Origin of the sequence: Saliniramus sp. (assembly GCF_035311605.1) — a bacterium.
Taxonomy (GTDB): Bacteria; Pseudomonadota; Alphaproteobacteria; order Rhizobiales; family Beijerinckiaceae; genus Saliniramus.
Genome location: NZ_DATGCW010000120.1, coordinates 1 through 16,843, shown reverse-complemented (window position 1 = coordinate 16,843; position 16,843 = coordinate 1). Strand labels below are relative to the sequence as shown.

At 65.2% G+C, this 16,843-nt stretch carries 18 protein-coding genes; 12 read left to right on the top strand and 6 right to left on the bottom strand.

Going from position 1 to position 16,843, the window contains the following annotated elements:
* From VKP01_RS06115 to VKP01_RS06100, 4 genes are all read right to left on the bottom strand, one after another.
* Nucleotides 1–232: glycerophosphodiester phosphodiesterase family protein (locus VKP01_RS06115; protein WP_324411267.1), on the bottom strand; the 232-nt coding region annotated here is incomplete at its 3' end.
* 25 nt (nucleotides 233–257) lie between these two features.
* Complete coding sequence (locus VKP01_RS06110; RefSeq protein ID WP_324411265.1) at nucleotides 258–2,558, bottom strand: xanthine dehydrogenase family protein molybdopterin-binding subunit; 2,301 nt, start codon at nucleotides 2,556–2,558, stop codon at nucleotides 258–260.
* 4 nt (nucleotides 2,559–2,562) lie between these two features.
* Nucleotides 2,563–3,054 carry a (2Fe-2S)-binding protein gene (locus VKP01_RS06105; RefSeq protein ID WP_324411263.1) on the bottom strand — a complete coding sequence of 164 codons (492 nt, stop codon included), beginning with the start codon at nucleotides 3,052–3,054 and terminating at the stop codon, nucleotides 2,563–2,565.
* Between the two features lie 12 nt (nucleotides 3,055–3,066).
* Nucleotides 3,067–3,933: a xanthine dehydrogenase family protein subunit M gene (locus VKP01_RS06100; protein WP_324411260.1), complete on the bottom strand. Its 867-nt coding sequence runs from the start codon at nucleotides 3,931–3,933 to the stop codon at nucleotides 3,067–3,069.
* Nucleotides 3,934–4,197: 264 nt separating this feature from the next.
* Here VKP01_RS06100 and VKP01_RS06095 point away from each other — a divergent pair, with 264 nt between their 5' ends.
* From VKP01_RS06095 to VKP01_RS06060, 8 genes are all read left to right on the top strand, one after another.
* Nucleotides 4,198–4,812, top strand: a complete 615-nt coding sequence (locus VKP01_RS06095; protein ID WP_324411258.1) for a queuosine precursor transporter — start codon at nucleotides 4,198–4,200, stop codon at nucleotides 4,810–4,812.
* Nucleotides 4,813–4,951: 139 nt separating this feature from the next.
* Entirely contained in the window at nucleotides 4,952–5,386 is a 435-nt protein-coding gene (locus VKP01_RS06090; protein WP_324411269.1) for an Hsp20 family protein, read from the top strand.
* A gap of 81 nt (nucleotides 5,387–5,467) precedes the next feature.
* Nucleotides 5,468–5,749 carry a DUF1150 domain-containing protein gene (locus VKP01_RS06085; protein WP_324411256.1) on the top strand — a complete coding sequence of 94 codons (282 nt, stop codon included), beginning with the start codon at nucleotides 5,468–5,470 and terminating at the stop codon, nucleotides 5,747–5,749.
* Between the two features lie 154 nt (nucleotides 5,750–5,903).
* Nucleotides 5,904–6,773, top strand: a complete 870-nt coding sequence (locus VKP01_RS06080) for an RNA polymerase factor sigma-32 (protein WP_324411254.1) — start codon at nucleotides 5,904–5,906, stop codon at nucleotides 6,771–6,773.
* A 69-nt stretch (nucleotides 6,774–6,842) separates the two neighbouring features.
* Nucleotides 6,843–7,607 carry a CDP-alcohol phosphatidyltransferase family protein gene (locus VKP01_RS06075; RefSeq protein WP_324411252.1) on the top strand — a complete coding sequence of 255 codons (765 nt, stop codon included), beginning with the start codon at nucleotides 6,843–6,845 and terminating at the stop codon, nucleotides 7,605–7,607.
* 74 nt (nucleotides 7,608–7,681) lie between these two features.
* Nucleotides 7,682–8,029: a hypothetical protein gene (locus VKP01_RS06070; RefSeq protein WP_324411250.1), complete on the top strand. Its 348-nt coding sequence runs from the start codon at nucleotides 7,682–7,684 to the stop codon at nucleotides 8,027–8,029.
* A gap of 204 nt (nucleotides 8,030–8,233) precedes the next feature.
* A complete protein-coding gene (locus VKP01_RS06065) occupies nucleotides 8,234–9,352 on the top strand; it encodes a DUF2865 domain-containing protein (protein WP_324411248.1) in 1,119 nt (372 codons plus the stop codon).
* Nucleotides 9,353–9,524: 172 nt separating this feature from the next.
* Nucleotides 9,525–10,082, top strand: coding sequence for a hypothetical protein (locus tag VKP01_RS06060; protein ID WP_324411246.1), 558 nt, complete (start codon nucleotides 9,525–9,527; stop codon nucleotides 10,080–10,082).
* A gap of 18 nt (nucleotides 10,083–10,100) precedes the next feature.
* Here the strand turns inward: VKP01_RS06060 and VKP01_RS06055 are convergent, their stop codons facing one another.
* Nucleotides 10,101–10,367, bottom strand: coding sequence for a BolA family protein (locus VKP01_RS06055; protein WP_324411244.1), 267 nt, complete (start codon nucleotides 10,365–10,367; stop codon nucleotides 10,101–10,103).
* A 315-nt stretch (nucleotides 10,368–10,682) separates the two neighbouring features.
* Between VKP01_RS06055 and VKP01_RS06050 the strand changes: the two genes are divergently transcribed.
* The 4 genes from VKP01_RS06050 to VKP01_RS06035 all read left to right on the top strand — a co-directional run bounded on the left by VKP01_RS06050 (nucleotide 10,683) and on the right by VKP01_RS06035 (nucleotide 15,479).
* On the top strand, nucleotides 10,683–11,315 hold the full coding sequence (locus tag VKP01_RS06050) for a J domain-containing protein (protein ID WP_324411242.1): 633 nt from the start codon (nucleotides 10,683–10,685) through the stop codon (nucleotides 11,313–11,315).
* 138 nt (nucleotides 11,316–11,453) lie between these two features.
* The gene (gene cobS / locus VKP01_RS06045) at nucleotides 11,454–12,458 is read left to right on the top strand and encodes a cobaltochelatase subunit CobS (RefSeq protein WP_324411240.1); all 1,005 of its coding nucleotides are present in this window, start codon (nucleotides 11,454–11,456) and stop codon (nucleotides 12,456–12,458) included.
* A 94-nt stretch (nucleotides 12,459–12,552) separates the two neighbouring features.
* Entirely contained in the window at nucleotides 12,553–14,448 is a 1,896-nt protein-coding gene (gene cobT / locus VKP01_RS06040; RefSeq protein WP_324411239.1) for a cobaltochelatase subunit CobT, read from the top strand.
* Complete coding sequence (locus VKP01_RS06035; protein ID WP_324411238.1) at nucleotides 14,445–15,479, top strand: esterase-like activity of phytase family protein; 1,035 nt, start codon at nucleotides 14,445–14,447, stop codon at nucleotides 15,477–15,479. The genes cobT and VKP01_RS06035 overlap by 4 nt, the downstream gene beginning before the upstream one ends.
* Here VKP01_RS06035 and VKP01_RS06030 read toward each other — a convergent pair.
* A partial coding sequence (locus VKP01_RS06030) for a hydantoinase B/oxoprolinase family protein (protein ID WP_324411237.1) occupies nucleotides 15,461–16,843 on the bottom strand: 1,383 nt, incomplete at its 5' end. The genes VKP01_RS06035 and VKP01_RS06030 overlap by 19 nt on opposite strands.

Genomic DNA, 16,843 nt, shown 5'->3' with positions numbered 1-16,843 from the left:
CGCCGATCCGCTCGGGCCGCCTCATCAGCCGTGTCAGATCATCGTCATGAAAGACGACGACCACCCCGTCACGGGTGAGCTGTACATCGGTTTCGATATAACGATAGCCGAGCGCGACCGCGTGATCGAAGGCGTCATGGGTATTCTCCGTCCGCTCCAGCGCCCCGCCGCGATGGGCGAAGGCGAGGAGGCCCGGATGGTCGAGGAAGGGGAAGCGATGATTCGCCGGCAATTCGCACGCTCCTCGACCGACGGGCTCAGCCCTGCTGCTTCGCCCGCATCGCCATCAGGAGCCGTTCCGGCGTCATCGGCATCCGCCCGGTGCGCACGCCGACGGCGCGGCGGATGGCGTTGGCGACGCAGCCCGCCACCGGCACGATCGGCACCTCGCCGACCCCGCGCAAGCCGTAGGGCACGTCGGGCACCGGGGTCTCGATGATGACGCAGTCGATATCGGGCACGTCCAGCGCCGTGGGCAGGCGGTAATCGAGCAGGCTGGCATTGCGCAGCCGCCCGTCCGCACCGTAATCGTAACCCTCGGTCAGCGCCCAGCCGATCCCCTGCACGACGGAGCCCTCGATCTGGCCCTCGACCGCGATCGGATTGAGCGCCTTGCCGACATCCTGGAAGGCAGTGTAGCGCAGAATGGTGACCTGTCCGGTATCGGGATCGACCTCGACATCGCAGACATGCGCGCCGATCTCGACACCCAGCGGCAGCTTGGTCGAGGTGCCACGACCGATCACGGCGCCCTCGGTCAGCGTTTCCTGCATCAGTTCGGCGAGGCTGATCGATGTGCCGGGCCCACCGGAGACGCGGAAGGCGCCATCAGTGAAGGTGAGATTCTCCGCCTCGCTCTGCAGAAGACGCGCGGCGCGGGGGCGCAGTTGCTCGATCACGTCGCGCGAGGCCTCGACGATGGCGGCGGCCATGGTGCGCGCCACGCGGCTGCCCGCCGCGCCATCGGAATAGCCCGCCGTCTTGCTGTCGCCGGTCTGCACGTAGACGTCATCGGGGGCGATGCCGAACTGATCCGCCGCGACCTGGGTCATCGTGGTGCGCGTGCCGGAAATGTCGACGGCCCCCATTGTCACGACCGGGCGCCCGTCACCGCCGATGGTGATGTGGCAGGCGGACGTCATCGAGGTACCGCGCCAGTAGCCCAGCGCGAGCCCCCGCCCACGCGGATGCGCACCCGGTTCGAGCGGCGTCGTCCAGCACGTGTGCGCGCCCACCGCATCGAGGATGGTGGTGAGCCCGATGGCGGGGAAGGGGGTGCCGATCGGCATGGTCGAGCCCGTGACGGCGGCGTTGCGGCGGCGGAATTCCAGCGGGTCCATGTCGAGGGCGAGGCAAAGCTCATCCATCGCCTGTTCCATGGCGAAGGCGCCCTGGATGCCGCCGGGTGCGCGATAGGCTTCCGTGCGCGGCTTGTTGGTGACGACGTCATAGCCTTCGAGCCAGAGCGCCGGCGTCTGGTACATGGCGGCGGAGGCCTGCATCAGCAGGGAGGGGTTGAGTCCCGGCAGGCCGCCGGAATCGACGTGATAGACGCCATGGATGCCGGTGATCGTGCCGTCGCTCTTCGCGCCGACCGCGATCTCCATCATGGCGCCCATGGTCGGTCCGGAGCCCCCCTGGAGCACTTCCTCGCGCGAGAGCACCAGCTTGACCGGGCGCCCGGATTTCTGCGCGAGCCTGAGCGCCAGCGCTTCGCCATGGATCGAGATCTTGCCGCCGAAGGCGCCGCCCACCTCCATCGGCACGACCTTGAGCTTCGACATCGGCCAGTCGAGCATGCGCGCGATCATCAATTCGGCGGTGAACTGGCCCTGGGTCGAGGTATAGACGGTGGCGAAACCGTCCGGCGTGATCTCGGCCACCATTGCCTGGGGCTCGATATAGCCCTGGTGCGCCGTATCAACGATGACGCTGACGCGCCCGGTGGCATCCGCGCCGGCGATGGCCGCTTTCGCGTCCTCGCGGCTGACGATGGTGCGCGCCGCGATGTTGGAGGGCTTCTGCGGCGTCTCGTCGAGGCCCCTGGTGATCAGATTGTCCCACAAAACCGGCGCATCCGGACGGATCGCATCAGCGATGCTGGTGACAGCGTCGAGCACCTCGTAATCGACCGCGATCAGATCGAGGGCCTGCGCCGCGATATGGGGGTCGCGCGCGGCCAGGGCAGCGACGGGCTGGCCGATCCAGTGCACCTTGCCGCGCGCCATGTTGAGCCGCGAGACGCCCCACATGTCATACCCCGTCTCGCCCATCGGGATGCTTGCACCCTGGGGCAGATCCGGAAAATCATCGGCGGTGACGATGGCGAGCACGCCGGGAAGGGCTGCGGCAGCGCTCGTATCGATGCGTTTGATGACTGCATGCGCATGCGGCGCGCGCAGGATCTTCGCGTGCGCCATGTCGGGGCGGGTGATATCGGCGGCGTAGCGCGCGCGGCCCGTGACGCGCTCCCTGCCATCGACGCGCGCGAGCGGCTTGCCGATGGCGGGATCGGCGGGGATCGCGTCGCCGGTGCGGGTCTTGATCTCGGCATCCATCGTCTTACTCCCCCGCCCGCGCCGTGGCGCGGCGCTGTCTGGCGGTTTCCTCGACTGCGTGCACGATCTTGTCATAGCCGGTGCAGCGGCAGAGATTGCCGGCAATGGCATAGCGGATCGCCGCCTCGTCCGGGGCGGGATCGTCGCGCAGAAGGGCGGCGGCGGAGATCACGATGCCCGGCGTGCAGAAGCCGCATTGCGTGCCGCCCATCGCGGCGAGGTTCTCCTGCAGGTCGCGCCATTCCCCGCCATCGCTCAATCCTTCGATGGTGATGATCTGCGCCCCCGGCGCCTCGACGGCGAGCATCAGGCAGGCATTGACCGGCGTGCCGTCGATCATGACCGTGCAGGAGCCGCAATTGCCGTTGCCGCAACCTTCCTTGGTGCCGGTCAGGCCGAGGCGGTCACGCAGCCAGTCGAGCAGGGTGTCGCGCGGATCGGCGAGGCTGGTGACCTCTTCGCCGTTCACCTGCGCGGTGATCGCGATCGGTTTCATACGCCGTTCTCCTCAGGCCTGGTCAATCAGTTGCCGGCAATGGGCGAGCACCCGCCGGGTCAGCACGGCGACGAGCTCGCGGCGATAATCCGCCGAGCCGCGCGTATCGGAAATCGGGCTGGCATCACCGCGCGCCGCTTCGCCGGCGGCATGGATGGTGGCATCGTCGAGCATGGCGCCGATCAGCGCGGCCTCGGCGGAGGGGGCGCGGATCGGTTTCGGCGCGACGGAGGCGAGCGCGATGCGGGCCTGCGTGACGGTGCCGGCTTCGTCGAGGGCGACGAACCCGCCGACGCCGGCAATGGCGATATCCATCTCCCGGCGCGGGGTGAAGCGCAGGTAATGCGAGGCGGAACGCGCCGCAACGGGCGGCAACAGGATACGGGTGAGCACCTCACCTGGCGCGAGATGCGTGCGGCCCGGGCCGGCGAAGATCTCCTCAAGCGGGATTTCGCGCAAGCCTTCAGGGCCGGCGATTTCGGCGCGTGCGCCGTGCGCGATCAGCGGCGGCACCGCATCGGCCGAGGGCGCGGCATTGCAGATATTGCCGCCGAGGCTGGCGCGATTCTGCACCTGGTAGCTGCCGATCAGCAGGGCCGCAGCGGCAACCCCGGGATAGTCGCGCGCGATCCGCGCATCGCGCGCCACCGTTGTCGAAGAAACGGCTGCGCCGATGGCGAGACCGCCGTCCGGTAGTGGCGCGATCACGCGACAGGCCTCGACATGCTTGATGTCGATGATCGCTGCGACCTTGCGCCGCCCCTCACGCATCTGCGGTATCAGATCCGTGCCGCCAGCGAGTGGCCGGGCATCTCCGCTTGCGAGCATACCCGTCAGTTCCGCAACCGTGGCGGGGCGGTGGTAATCGAAAACATCCATTGCGGGCCCTTCGGCTGTGCATAACGGGCAAATCTGCGCCGCTCGGTGATGATGCGACGCGATTCCCTTCCCCGAACGATTCGAGACATATTCGCGGCACGTGTGCAAGGGCTGGGACGCCCGCACGGATTTCGCCTTTGATCACCCGGGCCGCAGCGCTTGCATCCACGCGCCCCTGCGCTTAAACGATCCGCTGACGCATCGAGAACGCCACGAATGGCGTGGCGGTGCAAGCCCGTGACATTCCCGACAAGGTCGCTTCCCATGCTCGCCCCCGCCGACCGTCAGCCGTTCTTTCTCGCCATCGCAGTGATGGCGCTGATCGTGCTCGCCTCCAACATCCTGGTGCAGCACCCGGTTCAGTATTGGGGCCTGCAGGATTATCTGACCTTCGGCGCCTTCACTTATCCCTTCGCCTTCCTCGTGACGGATATGGCTAACCGCCGTTTCGGCCCGGCGCGCGCGCGGCGTGTGGTCTATGTCGGTTTCGCCATTGCGGTGCTGTTGTCGGTCTATTTCGCGACGCCGCGCATCGCGATCGCGTCGGGCACGGCCTTTCTGGTGGCGCATCTGATCGATATCGGCGTGTTCAACCGTCTGCGCAGCTTCGCCTGGTGGCTGCCGCCGCTGGTCTCGTCGGTGATCGCATCGGGCATCGATACGGCGATCTTCTTCTCCTTCGCCTTCCATTGCGGGCCGGTGATTGGCGATACCACGATCACGCAGATGCTCGCCATGGTTGGCATTGCCGATACCTGCTTTGCATTTTCATGGCAGACGCTCGCCATCGTCGACTACGGCGTCAAGCTCGCCATCGCCCTGATCGCGCTGATCCCCTATGCCGCGCTGCTGCGCTATACGCGTCCCGCGCCTGTGTGACCGCGCGGGCCGACCGATCCGCTGGCCACGGCTGACCCTGCAGCTCTTGAACTCACGCAAGAGAAACGACATATGAAGGGTCGGGATTGCGCCGATGGCGGGTCCCGATCAACGAAGTGCCTCGGAGAAGGGCTTCCACATGTCGCGTCAATCACCGTTCGGGCATCCGTTGCTGCTCGGCTTCGATGAGATCGAACAGGCACTGGATCGCGTCGCCAAAGGTGGCGGCGACGGGTACCCGCCCTACAATATCGAGCGGCTTCCCCGCTCTGACGACGAGCCCGAACGGCTGCGGATCACCCTCGCGGTGGCCGGCTTCACCCGTGATCAACTCGAGATCACGCTCGAAGAGAACCAGCTCGTTATCCGCGGGCGCCAGACTGACGACAAGGCGCGTCACTATCTCCATCGCGGAATCGCCGCGCGCCAGTTCCAGCGGACGTTTCTGCTGGCCGACAACATGGAGGTGATGGGAGCGGATCTGAGCAATGGTCTGCTCTCGATCGACCTCGCCCGGCCTGAACCGGAACGTATCGTCAGGCGCATCGACATCGCGACCGAAGAGAAGCACTGACAGGCTCATCACGGCCCACATGCGTTGCGCGAAAGCGCATGCTGCGGGCTCCACGCACCGCTCATCAAGGAGGGCGCGCAAATGACCGATACCAATCACATCAAGCCGGATGCCTTCGGCAACGAAAACAGCCGCGAAGCGCAGGCACTCGCACAAATGGGCGAAGGCCATGTGGTCTACGTCAAGCCCATGCTGTCCGACCAGATCAGCGCACTCTATCCCGGAGCACCCGAGATGCAGCCCGGCCTCGAGCTCTTTGCCGTGCTTTCGGCGAGTGGCGCGCCGATCATCCTCACCGATTCCCGTGACACGGCCATCGCCGAGGCCCGCAAGGCGGATCTCGAGCCCGTCAGCGTGCATTGACGCTCACAATACGCGGGCGCGGCGCGCCGAACCGGCAAGCGGGGTGCGGCAAGCAAGGTTCGGCAAGCAAGGTTCGGCAAGCCGTGCTCGCGAAAGCGTGATTGATCCGTTGTCGGCTGCTCGGCGTATCCCTCACAAACGAGGGAGCCAGAACATGGGTGATGATAACAGCCTGCAACGCACCTTTCTGCGCAACGCCATGCGCGCACCCTATCTCGAGCGCGCCCAAGAGCGCGCGCTTGCGGTGCGCTGGCGGGAAAACCGTGATCAGGAGGCTTTGCACCAGCTGACTTCGGCACATATGCGCCTCGTCATCGCGATCGCGGCGCGGTTTCGTAACTACGGATTGCCGATGCAGGACATGATCCAGGAAGGGCATGTCGGCTTGCTGGAAGCCGCGTCCCGTTTCGAGCCCGAGCGCGAAGTGCGTTTCTCCACTTATGCCACCTGGTGGATTCGTGCGTCGATCCAGGATTACATCCTGCGCAACTGGTCGATCGTGCGCGGGGGGACGTCGTCGGCCCAGAAGGCGCTGTTCTTCAATCTGCGCCGCCTGCGTGCCAAACTGACGCGCAACGGCGATGAACGGATGTCCGAAAGCGTCTATGGGGAAATCGCCGAAGCGATCGGGGTGTCTCTCAAGGATGTCGCCACGATGGATGTGCGGCTATCCGGCGCGGACACCTCGCTGAATGCGCCGGTTGCGGCCGATTCCGAAGGCGCCACGTCGGAGCGGATGGATTTCCTCGTCGATGAAGCGGCGCTGCCGGACGAAACCGTCAGCGACGTCATTGATGCCGAGCGACGCTCGCGCTGGCTGCGTGATGCTCTGGGAGTGCTCAACGAGCGCGAACTGCGCATTCTCAAGGCGCGACGTCTGAGCGACGACCAGACAACACTGGATGCGCTCGGACATCATCTGGGGATTTCCAAGGAGCGCGTGCGGCAGATCGAAAGCCGTGCTCTGGAAAAGCTTAAGAAGGCCCTGATCGAGACGGGCCCCGACATGACGAGCCATGCCTGAATGGCAGCGTCCCGTTTCGGGCGGCTCCGGCGGGAACAAAGTCGCTGCCGGAGCGTTGGGAATATTGCAATGAAATATGACAGCGCCTCCGCCCTTCTGGCGACACGCTCGACGCTGCGACGGCAGGACACACTGCTTGCGCTGGCGACCGGCTTCGTTGCCCTCATTACGGGAGCGACCGTGATCCTCTGGGCGGGTGGTGCCGGCTGGGAGTTGGTCCCGGGCGGGTCTGTGCCGTATCTCGTGATCGGGGCTGTCGTCATGGCCCGGATCGACCGCTACCATCCCCATGATCGGTTCGGCATCGCAAATGCCATCACGCTCTCACGTGCGGTGATCAATTGTCTGCTGATCGGCCTGCTTGTCGAGCACGACACCTTGTTTACCTCCTGGGGTGAGCGGGCCGACTGGCTTTTCTTCGCCGCGGCCGCCGTTTCACTCTCTCTGGACGGCGTGGACGGGGCGGCTGCCCGGCGCCAGGGCCTGACTTCGCGTTTCGGTGCCCGTTTCGACATGGAGATCGACGCGCTGCTGCTGATGTTGCTTGCAGTTGCGGCGATCGCGCTGGACAAGGTCGGGGCTTGGGTTCTGCTGATCGGCACAACCTATTATCTGTTCATGGCCGCGCGGGCACTCGTGCCCCGGCTGCGTCGTGATCTGCCTGAATCAATGCGGCGCAAGGCTGTCTGCGTATTGCAGGGTGCGGTGCTGATCGCGCTGGTGACGCCCTTCATCACCGGGGTGGCAGCGACCGCGCTCGCTCTGACGGCTTTGGTGGCGCTTGCCTGGTCGTTCACGGTCGACATCATCTGGCTCATGGCGCGCCGTCGTTAACGGTCCGTTAATATGATCTTCGCGATACTACCGGAAACCGCTGGTCCCGACGGACCCTGTCCGGGAGATCGTTCATGCGCCGCGCCTTCGCCGCTTTCGGCTTCATCGCACTCGCGGGTGCGCTCGTGACCTCCTTCACACTGGTGGCCACGACCGAATTACGCGCGTTCATCGGTGATCGGGCCACTTTCGTCATTCCCGCCAGCGAGGGCTATGGCATCGCCGATTGCCTGACGGGCGGAGAGATCTGCGGCGATATCGTCGCCCAGGCATGGTGTGAAGCGCATGGCTACGGCGCCGTCAGGGAATATGGCGAGATCCGGCGTGAGACGATGGGCGGTTTCGCCGAAATCGGTGCGATCATGAGCGATGGTGCCACCCCGACACAGCCGCGCCCGCTGATGATCGCCTGCAGCCAGTAAGGTGGCAGAAAAAAACCGGCGCGAAAGCTGCACTTGTCCGGATTTGATCATATTCTTCTGTCACGAAGTCATTCACGATGATTCGTAACGATTGTGATAGCGCTTTCCGCTGCGGATAAAAGCGCTTCCGGCGCACCGCTCGTGCGGGAAGAATCGCGGCAACCGACACGACGAGAAGACGGTCGATCCATGAAGAGTTCCCTGATGACACGCATTGCCGCAGCCTGTTTCGGCGCAGCAATTCTCGTCGGCAGCGCGCAGGCACAGACCAGTCTGTGCGAGGATTATCGCGCCGAATTGCGCAATCTGGAACGCGGCGGCGGTCAGAATTATGCGGATATGGCCGAGCAACAACGCTCCGAACTCAACCGCATGGTGCGCTATTATCAGCAACTCGATTGCGATCGCGGACGCAGCCTGTTCGACGCCCCGCCTTCCTCGGAATGCGCTGCCGCGCGCGACCGCATCGAAGCCATGGAAGAGAACTACAACCTCCTCATCCGGCAGGCTTCACAGGCCAGCGAAGACCGCCGTCAGGAATTGCTTGCGGCCATCGCCCGCCACTGCCAGCCGCGCCAGGCACGCCGCGGCTTCCTCGACGGCTTGTTCGGGCGCGACGATCCGGGGTTCGATCCACAAGAGGATATGCCGCTTCTCGACGATACGTTTGCCCGCCGTGCCGGTGCCGAGCCAATCTGCGTGCGCAGTTGTGACGGCTATTTTTTCCCGCTCTTCGCCCGTGGCGTGAGCGCTGACGAGGCTGAGCGACTCTGCCAGGCGCAATGCCCGAACGCGCCCACGCGTCTGTTCTACATGAGCGGGGACAGCGAGCTCGAATCGGCCATCGGCGCCGATGGCATGCCTTATACATCACTGCCCAACGCGTTCCGCTATCGCACGACCTTCGATCCGACCTGCTCCTGCCGCCGTGAGGATGAGAGTTGGTCGGAAGCGCTTTCCGCCGCCCAGCGCATGATCGGCACCCGCGAGGACGACATTCTCGTGGATACCGCCCTCGCCCGTGAGCTTTCGCTGCCGGCGGAACTGCGCGAGGCGGCCCGCGCCCGGCGCCTCGAACAGGAAGCGGCGACGGAAGTCTTCGACGAGGCAGCGCAGGAGGCTGCGCGCCGCAGCGAGGAAGCGCCGACCTCGGGCGATGATTCCGCAGGAATCCGGATCGATGGGCTCGAACGGGAGCGCGTCGTGACCCGTGAGGAGGGCGATGAGGTCACCGCCGCCGGCAGGCAGGGCTTCGTGCCGGCGGATCGCGCGCCAGTGCGAATCGTCTCACCGGACATCATGCCGCCGTCCGATGCAAGGTGATCCCGGTGTTTCGGGGCACATGCCCTTGCGATCACATGGCCGGTGCACCATTTTGCACCAAAGAGAGCGGTTTCGCGTGGACCGGGCTTGACGATTTCGCCCACCCTTGCTCTCCCCGTGCAGCGGCGACCTCGACCGTGTCGTCCCGAAAAGGAGCGACAGGAGTTTTCTTATGCGCATTGTGAAAGTCACGCCGGTGTTTGCAATCCTCGCGCTTGGCGCCTGTGGCGATCAACAGACGGCTGAAACCGAGCAGTCGTCCCCGCCGCCGGTCGCGGAGGCACCCGCGCAGGAAGCACCCCAAGAGGCGATGCCCGAAGCGCCGGGGGGAATGCCGGATGATCTCCCGCGCACAACCGAAGCGCCGCCCGCCCCCTCGGCCGTGTTCGAGGACGGGGTCGAGGCGCTCGGCGACATCGACGAATCCGTACATTCGGTTTTCGTGGACGCGCCGTTCGGCGCCGGCGATTATCGTGCCGATGAGTTTCATCTCTCGATCACGGAAGAGGGCGATTTCACCCTCGAGATCGCATCCGCCGATCGCACGCTGAGTGGCGATCTGCGCGTCTACGGCGATATGTTCACCATGTCGAACATCGCCGAGGAAACCGATCCCGGTGAATTCCCGATGACCTGCCTTGTCAGTTCCGCGCCGGACGGGTTCGAACTTGCGGCTGACGGGCCGAGTTGCGCCATGTTCGACGGGCTGGTCTTCGCCCGCGTCGAATGAGCGCGGCGCGCGCGGCCCTCATTCGCCCGGCGCACGGGCCTTGACTGCGAGCGCGTGCAGCCCTCTGTCGAAGGCTTCGGCTAGCGCCGTGTTGACCATGCGATGGCGCGCCACCCGGTTCTGCCCGGCAAACGCGTCTGCCGTGATCTCCACACGAAAATGTGTCTCGCCGCCTTCGCGCCAGCCGGCATGGCCGGCATGCAGATGCGATTCGTCGATCACGGATAACTGGCTGGGAGCCAGTGTTTCGCGCAAACGGATTTCGATCAGGGATTGCATGCTCATCCGGTGCCTCTCATCGCTGTGACCCAGTCCCGCATTGCGCGATCCGGCCCGAATGCGATATGGCGCCATGCGGTCGGCTGCGCAATGGGGGTTCGGCCAAACAGGATTCCATCCAGGAAAAATGCGCGTCGATGAGGCGCATGCCGGTCGGCGAAACCGCGTGGAAAGGTTCGTGCCGCTATACCGAAGCGGTACCCGGCTGCCGGTGCCGGCCGTTCCACCGAGGCGCAATCGGAGGCCTTTTCTCGATGGCATTTGATTTATGCAGCAAAAGCTCTTGCCGATCGCGCCGCAACACACATAATCGCTCGTGTCATGGATCTGAAATCGCCTCTGTTCGACCGCATCAGGATCAAGCCGCGCAAGGCCGAGGAGGCCAAGGACGATTCGCGCGCGCCGACCTGTGAGTTCCCCGGCTGCAAGGAGCCGGGGCAGTACCGGGCGCCCAAGGGGCGCGGGGCGGAGGGGCAGTATTATCGCTTCTGCCTGCAGCACGTGCGCGAGTACAATACCAAGTACAACTACTTCAACGGCATGACCGACGATGCCGTCGCCGCCTTCCAGAAGGATGCGGTGGTCGGGCATCGCCCCACATGGTCCATGGGGGTGGAGCGTGGTGCGGCCGCCCGCACGGCCGGTGCCAGGGCCGGTGTGGCAAGGGATTGGGAATATTCGGACCCTCTCGGCGTGTTGCGTTCGGAAGGTGTCGAGCAGCCACGCAAGGCGGAACCGGAACCGCCGCGCCGGCGGCTTTCCGGCCCCACCATCCGCGCCCTCGACGTGCTCGGCCTTGACGAAACCGCAGACGCCGCCACCATCAGGGCGACGTACAAGACCCTGGTCAAGCGCTTTCATCCGGATGCGCATGGGGGAGACCGTTCCTTTGAGGAGCGACTGCGCGACATCATCCGTGCGCACGACACGCTCAAGGCTGCGGGTTTGTGCTGAGGCAGGCGGCAGGCTCAAACACGCAACCCTCTTATGAGCTTCGCGTGATTGCGCCGTAGCGCCGAGAGGTTTAACGACAGTGCGACAGTCCGGTCGCTTGCGACCGTGTTTGAGCCGACCGCATCGAGAGAGGCATGTATGCAGGACACCATCGAGACCCCCACGGCCGACAAGCCCGTCGCTCTGCCGGATACCAAGATTTCCGTGCGCAAGGCCTTCGGCATCGACAGCGATCTCGAAGTGCCGGCCTACAGCAAGGGCGACAGCTATGTGCCGGATTACGACCCGGATTACCTGTTCGACAAGCAGACCACGCTCGCGATCCTGGCGGGCTTTGCCTATAACCGACGCGTGATGGTCACCGGTTATCACGGCACCGGCAAATCGACGCATATCGAGCAGGTCGCCGCGCGCCTCAACTGGCCTTGCGTGCGCATCAACCTGGACAGCCACGTCTCGCGCATCGATCTGGTCGGCAAGGATGCCATCGTCCTCAAGGACGGCAAGCAGATCACGGAATTCCGCGACGGGATCCTGCCCTGGGCCTATCAGCACAATGTCGCACTCGTCTTCGACGAATACGATGCCGGGCGCCCGGACGTGATGTTCGTGATCCAGCGCGTGCTGGAATCGTCCGGCCGCCTCACCCTGCTCGATCAGAGCCGCGTGATTCGTCCGCACCCGGCATTCCGGCTCTTCGCCACCGCGAACACGATCGGGCTGGGGGACACTTCGGGTCTGTACCACGGCACGCAGCAGATCAACCAGGCCCAGATGGATCGCTGGTCGATCGTCACCAATCTGAACTACCTGCCGCATGACAACGAGGTCGAGATCATCCTGTCCAAGGTGAAATCCTTCGCCAAGACGGATGAGGGCCGCGATTCCGTGAGCAAGATGGTGCGCCTCGCCGACCTCACCCGCAACGCCTTCATCAACGGCGATCTGTCGACGGTGATGAGTCCGCGCACGGTGATCATCTGGGCCGAGAATGCCGAGATCTTCAATGATATCGGCTTTGCCTTCCAGCTCACCTTCCTCAACAAGTGCGACGAGCTCGAGCGCTCCCTCGTGGCGGAATTCTATCAGCGCTGCTTCGGTGAGGAATTGCCGCAAAGCGCAGCCAATGTCGCGCTGAGCTGACGCCCAGGGGCCTACGACGTCCCTCTTTCGCGGGGAAAGCAGGGCGGGCGCGGACATTAGCCGCGCCCGCCCCATCAACCGGAGCCGAAGACGCATGTCGATCTCGAACCGCAAACCGGGCGAAGCCAAGGAAGCCCCGAACGAGCCGGTCAAGCGCTCGGTCGCGTCCTGCCTGCGGGCCATCGCGCGCACGCCGGAATTCGAGGTGACCTACGCCGCCGACCGGCCCGTACTGATGTCGGACAAGGCCCGCCTGCCCGAGCCGCCACGCAAGATGTCCTCGCATGATCTTGCCGTGCTGCGCGGCAATGCCGATTCGATGGCCCTGCGCCTCGCCTGTCATGATGCCGGCATCCACCGCAAGCTCGCCCCCGAGGCGCAGGATGCGCGCGCCGTCTATGATGCGGTGGAGCAGGCCCGGGTCGAATCGATCGGCACGCGGCGCATGCAGGGCGTGGGCAGCAATCTCGATGCCATGCTGGAAGACCGCTACCATCGCGGCGGCAAATACGAGGATATCACCGACCGCGCCGATGCCCCGATCGAGGACGCGATCTCATTGATGGTCCGCGAGCGCCTGACCGGTCGCGCTCCGCCCAGGGCCGCGCAGAAGATCGTCGATCTCTGGCGCGGCCATATCGAGGAGCGCGCGGGTGAGAATCTCGACGCGTTGCTCGGCAACCTCGAAGACCAGGGCCGATTTGCCCGTTCCGTGCGCGAATTGCTCACCTCCCTCGACATGGGCGAGGAGGTCCCCCTCGAGAGCCAGGAGGATGATGAGCAGGAAAACGAGCAGGAGCAGGAGAACGACGAGGAGCAGGAGGGCGAAGGCGAGGAGGGCGCCGAGGGCGAGCGCGCCGAGGTGGAGATCACCGATGACGGCGACGAGGAGATGCAGGAGGGCGCCCAGGAAGCCGCAGAGGGCCCGACCAGCGAGATGCCCGAGGACATGGAAGACGCCGATTCGGAAGAAGCCTCCGAATCGTGGCGCCCGCCCAGCGGCGCCAACGATTCCCGCGCCGGCGACTACAAGGCCTATACCCAGAAATTCGACGAGATGATCCAGGCCGAGGAGCTCTGCGAGGCCGAGGAACTCGCGCGCCTGCGCGCCTATCTCGACAAACAGCTATCGAATCTGCAAGGCGTTGTCGGTCGCCTCGCCAACCGCCTGCAACGCCGGCTGATGGCGCAGCAGAACCGCTCCTGGGATTTCGATCTCGAAGAAGGCATTCTCGATCCCGCGCGGCTGACGCGCGTCGTGATGGATCCGTTCCAGGCGCTCTCCTTCAAGCAGGAGAAGGATACCCAGTTCCGCGATACCGTCGTGACCCTCCTGATCGACAATTCCGGCTCCATGCGCGGACGCCCGATCACGGTCGCCGCCACCTGCGCCGATATCCTCGCGCGCACGCTGGAGCGTTGCGGGGTCAAGGTCGAGATCCTTGGTTTCACGACGCGCGCCTGGAAGGGCGGGCAATCGCGCGAGCAATGGCTGCAGGCGGGCAAGCCGCCCAATCCGGGCCGTCTCAACGACCTGCGCCATATCATCTACAAATCCGCCGATGCGCCCTGGCGCCGCGCGCGCCGCAATCTCGGCCTGATGATGCGCGAGGGGCTGTTGAAGGAGAATATCGACGGCGAGGCGCTGACCTGGGCGCATGAGCGCCTGCTCGGTCGCCCCGAGCAGCGGCGTATCCTGATGGTGATCTCAGACGGCGCGCCGGTCGATGATTCCACGCTGTCGGTCAATGCCGGCAACTATCTCGAAAAGCATCTGCGCCGGGTTATCGAGGAAATCGAGACCCGCTCGCCCGTCCAGCTCATCGCCGTTGGCATCGGCCACGACGTGACCCGCTATTATCGCCGCGCGGTGACCATCGTCGATGCCGAGGAGCTTGGCGGTGTGATGACCGAAAAACTCGCCGAATTGTTCGAGGATGAAATCCCCGGCCAGGGGCCGCGCCGCAAGATCGGCGGGGGAGGCCGGTGAGGTTCAGCCGTCGCGGCACCCTGCGCCTCGGCGTACGGCTTGCCGGCGGTGCGCTCGCTGCAACCGCGCTTGGCGGTTCCGCCGTGCCGGCAAGCCTCGTCATGCCGCTCTCCCCGCGCATGGACCGCCTGCCGTTTTTCGATGCACACGATCACAGCCGTACGCGCTTTGGTGAACTCACTTTCCGCTCCGGCCTCGAAATCAACGATCCCTATCCCCGGTTTGGCGGTTTTTCGGGGCTCTGGCGCGCGCGTGACGGTGCCAGGCTGCTCGCCGTCAGTGATCGTGGTGACTGGTTCGCAGCCGATGTGACCGAGGACAAGAACGGCCTTTCCGGGCTCACCGGGGCGATAATGGCGCCGATGCTTGATTTTCACCGCACGCCCCTGGGCCGCACGGAGAATTACGACGTTGAGGCCGTCACCATCAAGGACGACATCGCCCATATCGGCATCGAGCGCACCAACGCGATCATGCGCTTCGATCTCACCGAGCAGCGGCTCACGGCGCGTGGAGAATTCCTGCCAACACCGCGCGAGATGCGCGACTGGCCGCATAATGCGGGGCCGGAAGCGATCGCCATCGCGCCGGATTCGAGCCCCTATCCCGGCGCGATCGTGGTGATCGGCGAGCGCATCCGGCGGGGCGAGAGCGCTCCGACGCGAGGCTTCATTCTCGATGGTGAGGCGCATCATGCCTTCGATGTCGCGCGCCATGAGGGGTTCGACATCACCGATATGGCGTTTCTCGACAATGGCGACGTCCTCGTTCTGGAGCGCCGTTACCGTATCCTGCGCGACGTTGGCGCGCGCATCCGTCGCCTGCCCGGCGGCGACCTGCGCACCGGTGCGGTTCTCGACGGACCGGTCATCTTCGAGGCGGGGGCGGGCCAGCAGATCGACAATATGGAAGGCCTCGCCTTGCATCGCACGCGGGACGGGCGCCTCGTGCTCAGCCTGATCTCCGACGACAATTTCTCGATCCTGCAACGCACGCTGCTGCTTGAATTCTACTACGACGACGCGGATTGAGCCGCCGCGCCGGCGCACTCTTCCCGCAGCGACTGCGTCTGCGCCATATCGAGGCTCATCCCGTCTGGGCCGGGCACCACTGCGTAGATTTCGCGCGCAGCCTGCGCGCTGATGATCCCGTCACGCAGATCGGCGAGGACGGCCTGTGGATCGCGGGTCTTCGGATCGCCCCAGCCGCCGCCTCCCGGCGAGGCCGCCTCGTAATGCAGCGGGCCGAGCTGCATCAGGCCGAATTGCGGGGCTTCGACCGGCTCCGATCCGTCATGCGGCGAGAGCAGCATCGCCCCAGCCGCCCCCCAGAGGCCGCCTTCGACTCCGTAACCCGAGGGCGTGCGCAGGCCCTCTCCCCGGAAGGAATAGAGCGCGGGCACCATCACTTCGAGAGCGTAATCCACCCCCGTGCCGCCGCGATAGCGCCCCGCACCACCCGAATCGCAGCGGAATTCCTGGCGCAGATACCGTACCGGGTAGATCTGCTCGTAGACTTCGAGATTGGGGATTGTGAGCCCGCCCAGGGTGCACAGATGGCCGATCTGGTTGAAGCCGTCGCGGCCCTCGATCGCGCCCCCGCCGGCGGCAAGATTGTTATGGTACATCACGAAAGGCTCGTCGGCGCCCTCCTTTGTGCCGGAGGTGACGCCGAAGATGTTGCGCGCCCAGCCGGCAAGCGCGCGCTCGGGCGCGGCGAGGCCGAGAGCCCGCCAGCAGGCATGGATGATGTCATGGGCAGGGAACACCGTGCACATGGTCATCGGTGCGGGCGGGCGCGCATTCACGACGCTACCCTCGGGCGCGATGATGGTCACGCCGCGAAAGCTGCCCTCGTTGCGCGGCAGATCGGCATCGAAAAAGGAATAGAGCGCCGTGTAGACGCCCGAGACGGTATTCGCCAGCGAGGAATTCTTGAAGCCGCGGATCTGGTCGTCCGTGCCGGTGAAATCCACCGTCAGGCTGTCGCCCTCGATTGTGAGCGTCACCCGGGTGACGATGTCGGCGGGGCCGAAGCAATCATTGTCGGTATGGTCCTCGCCCCGATAGGTGCCGTCTGGCAATGCGCGGATGACGGCGCGAAAGCGCGCTTCGGCATAATCGAGTATGCCGGCAAAACACGCCCGCGCCTGATCGGTGCCGAGCTCTTCCGCCAGCGCCGCGACGCGGTCTGCCCCGATGCGCGTGGAGCCGAGCATCGCGCGCAGATCGCCGTCGAGTAGATCGGGCGTGCGGCAATTGAGCTTCAGGAGGTCCCAGAGATCCTCGCGGACCACATCCGCCTCGACCAGCTTCATCTCCGGTAGGCGCAGGCCCTCGTGGAAGATCGCGGTGCCCTGCGGATTGTAGGTGCCCGCCGCGCCTCCGCCGATGTC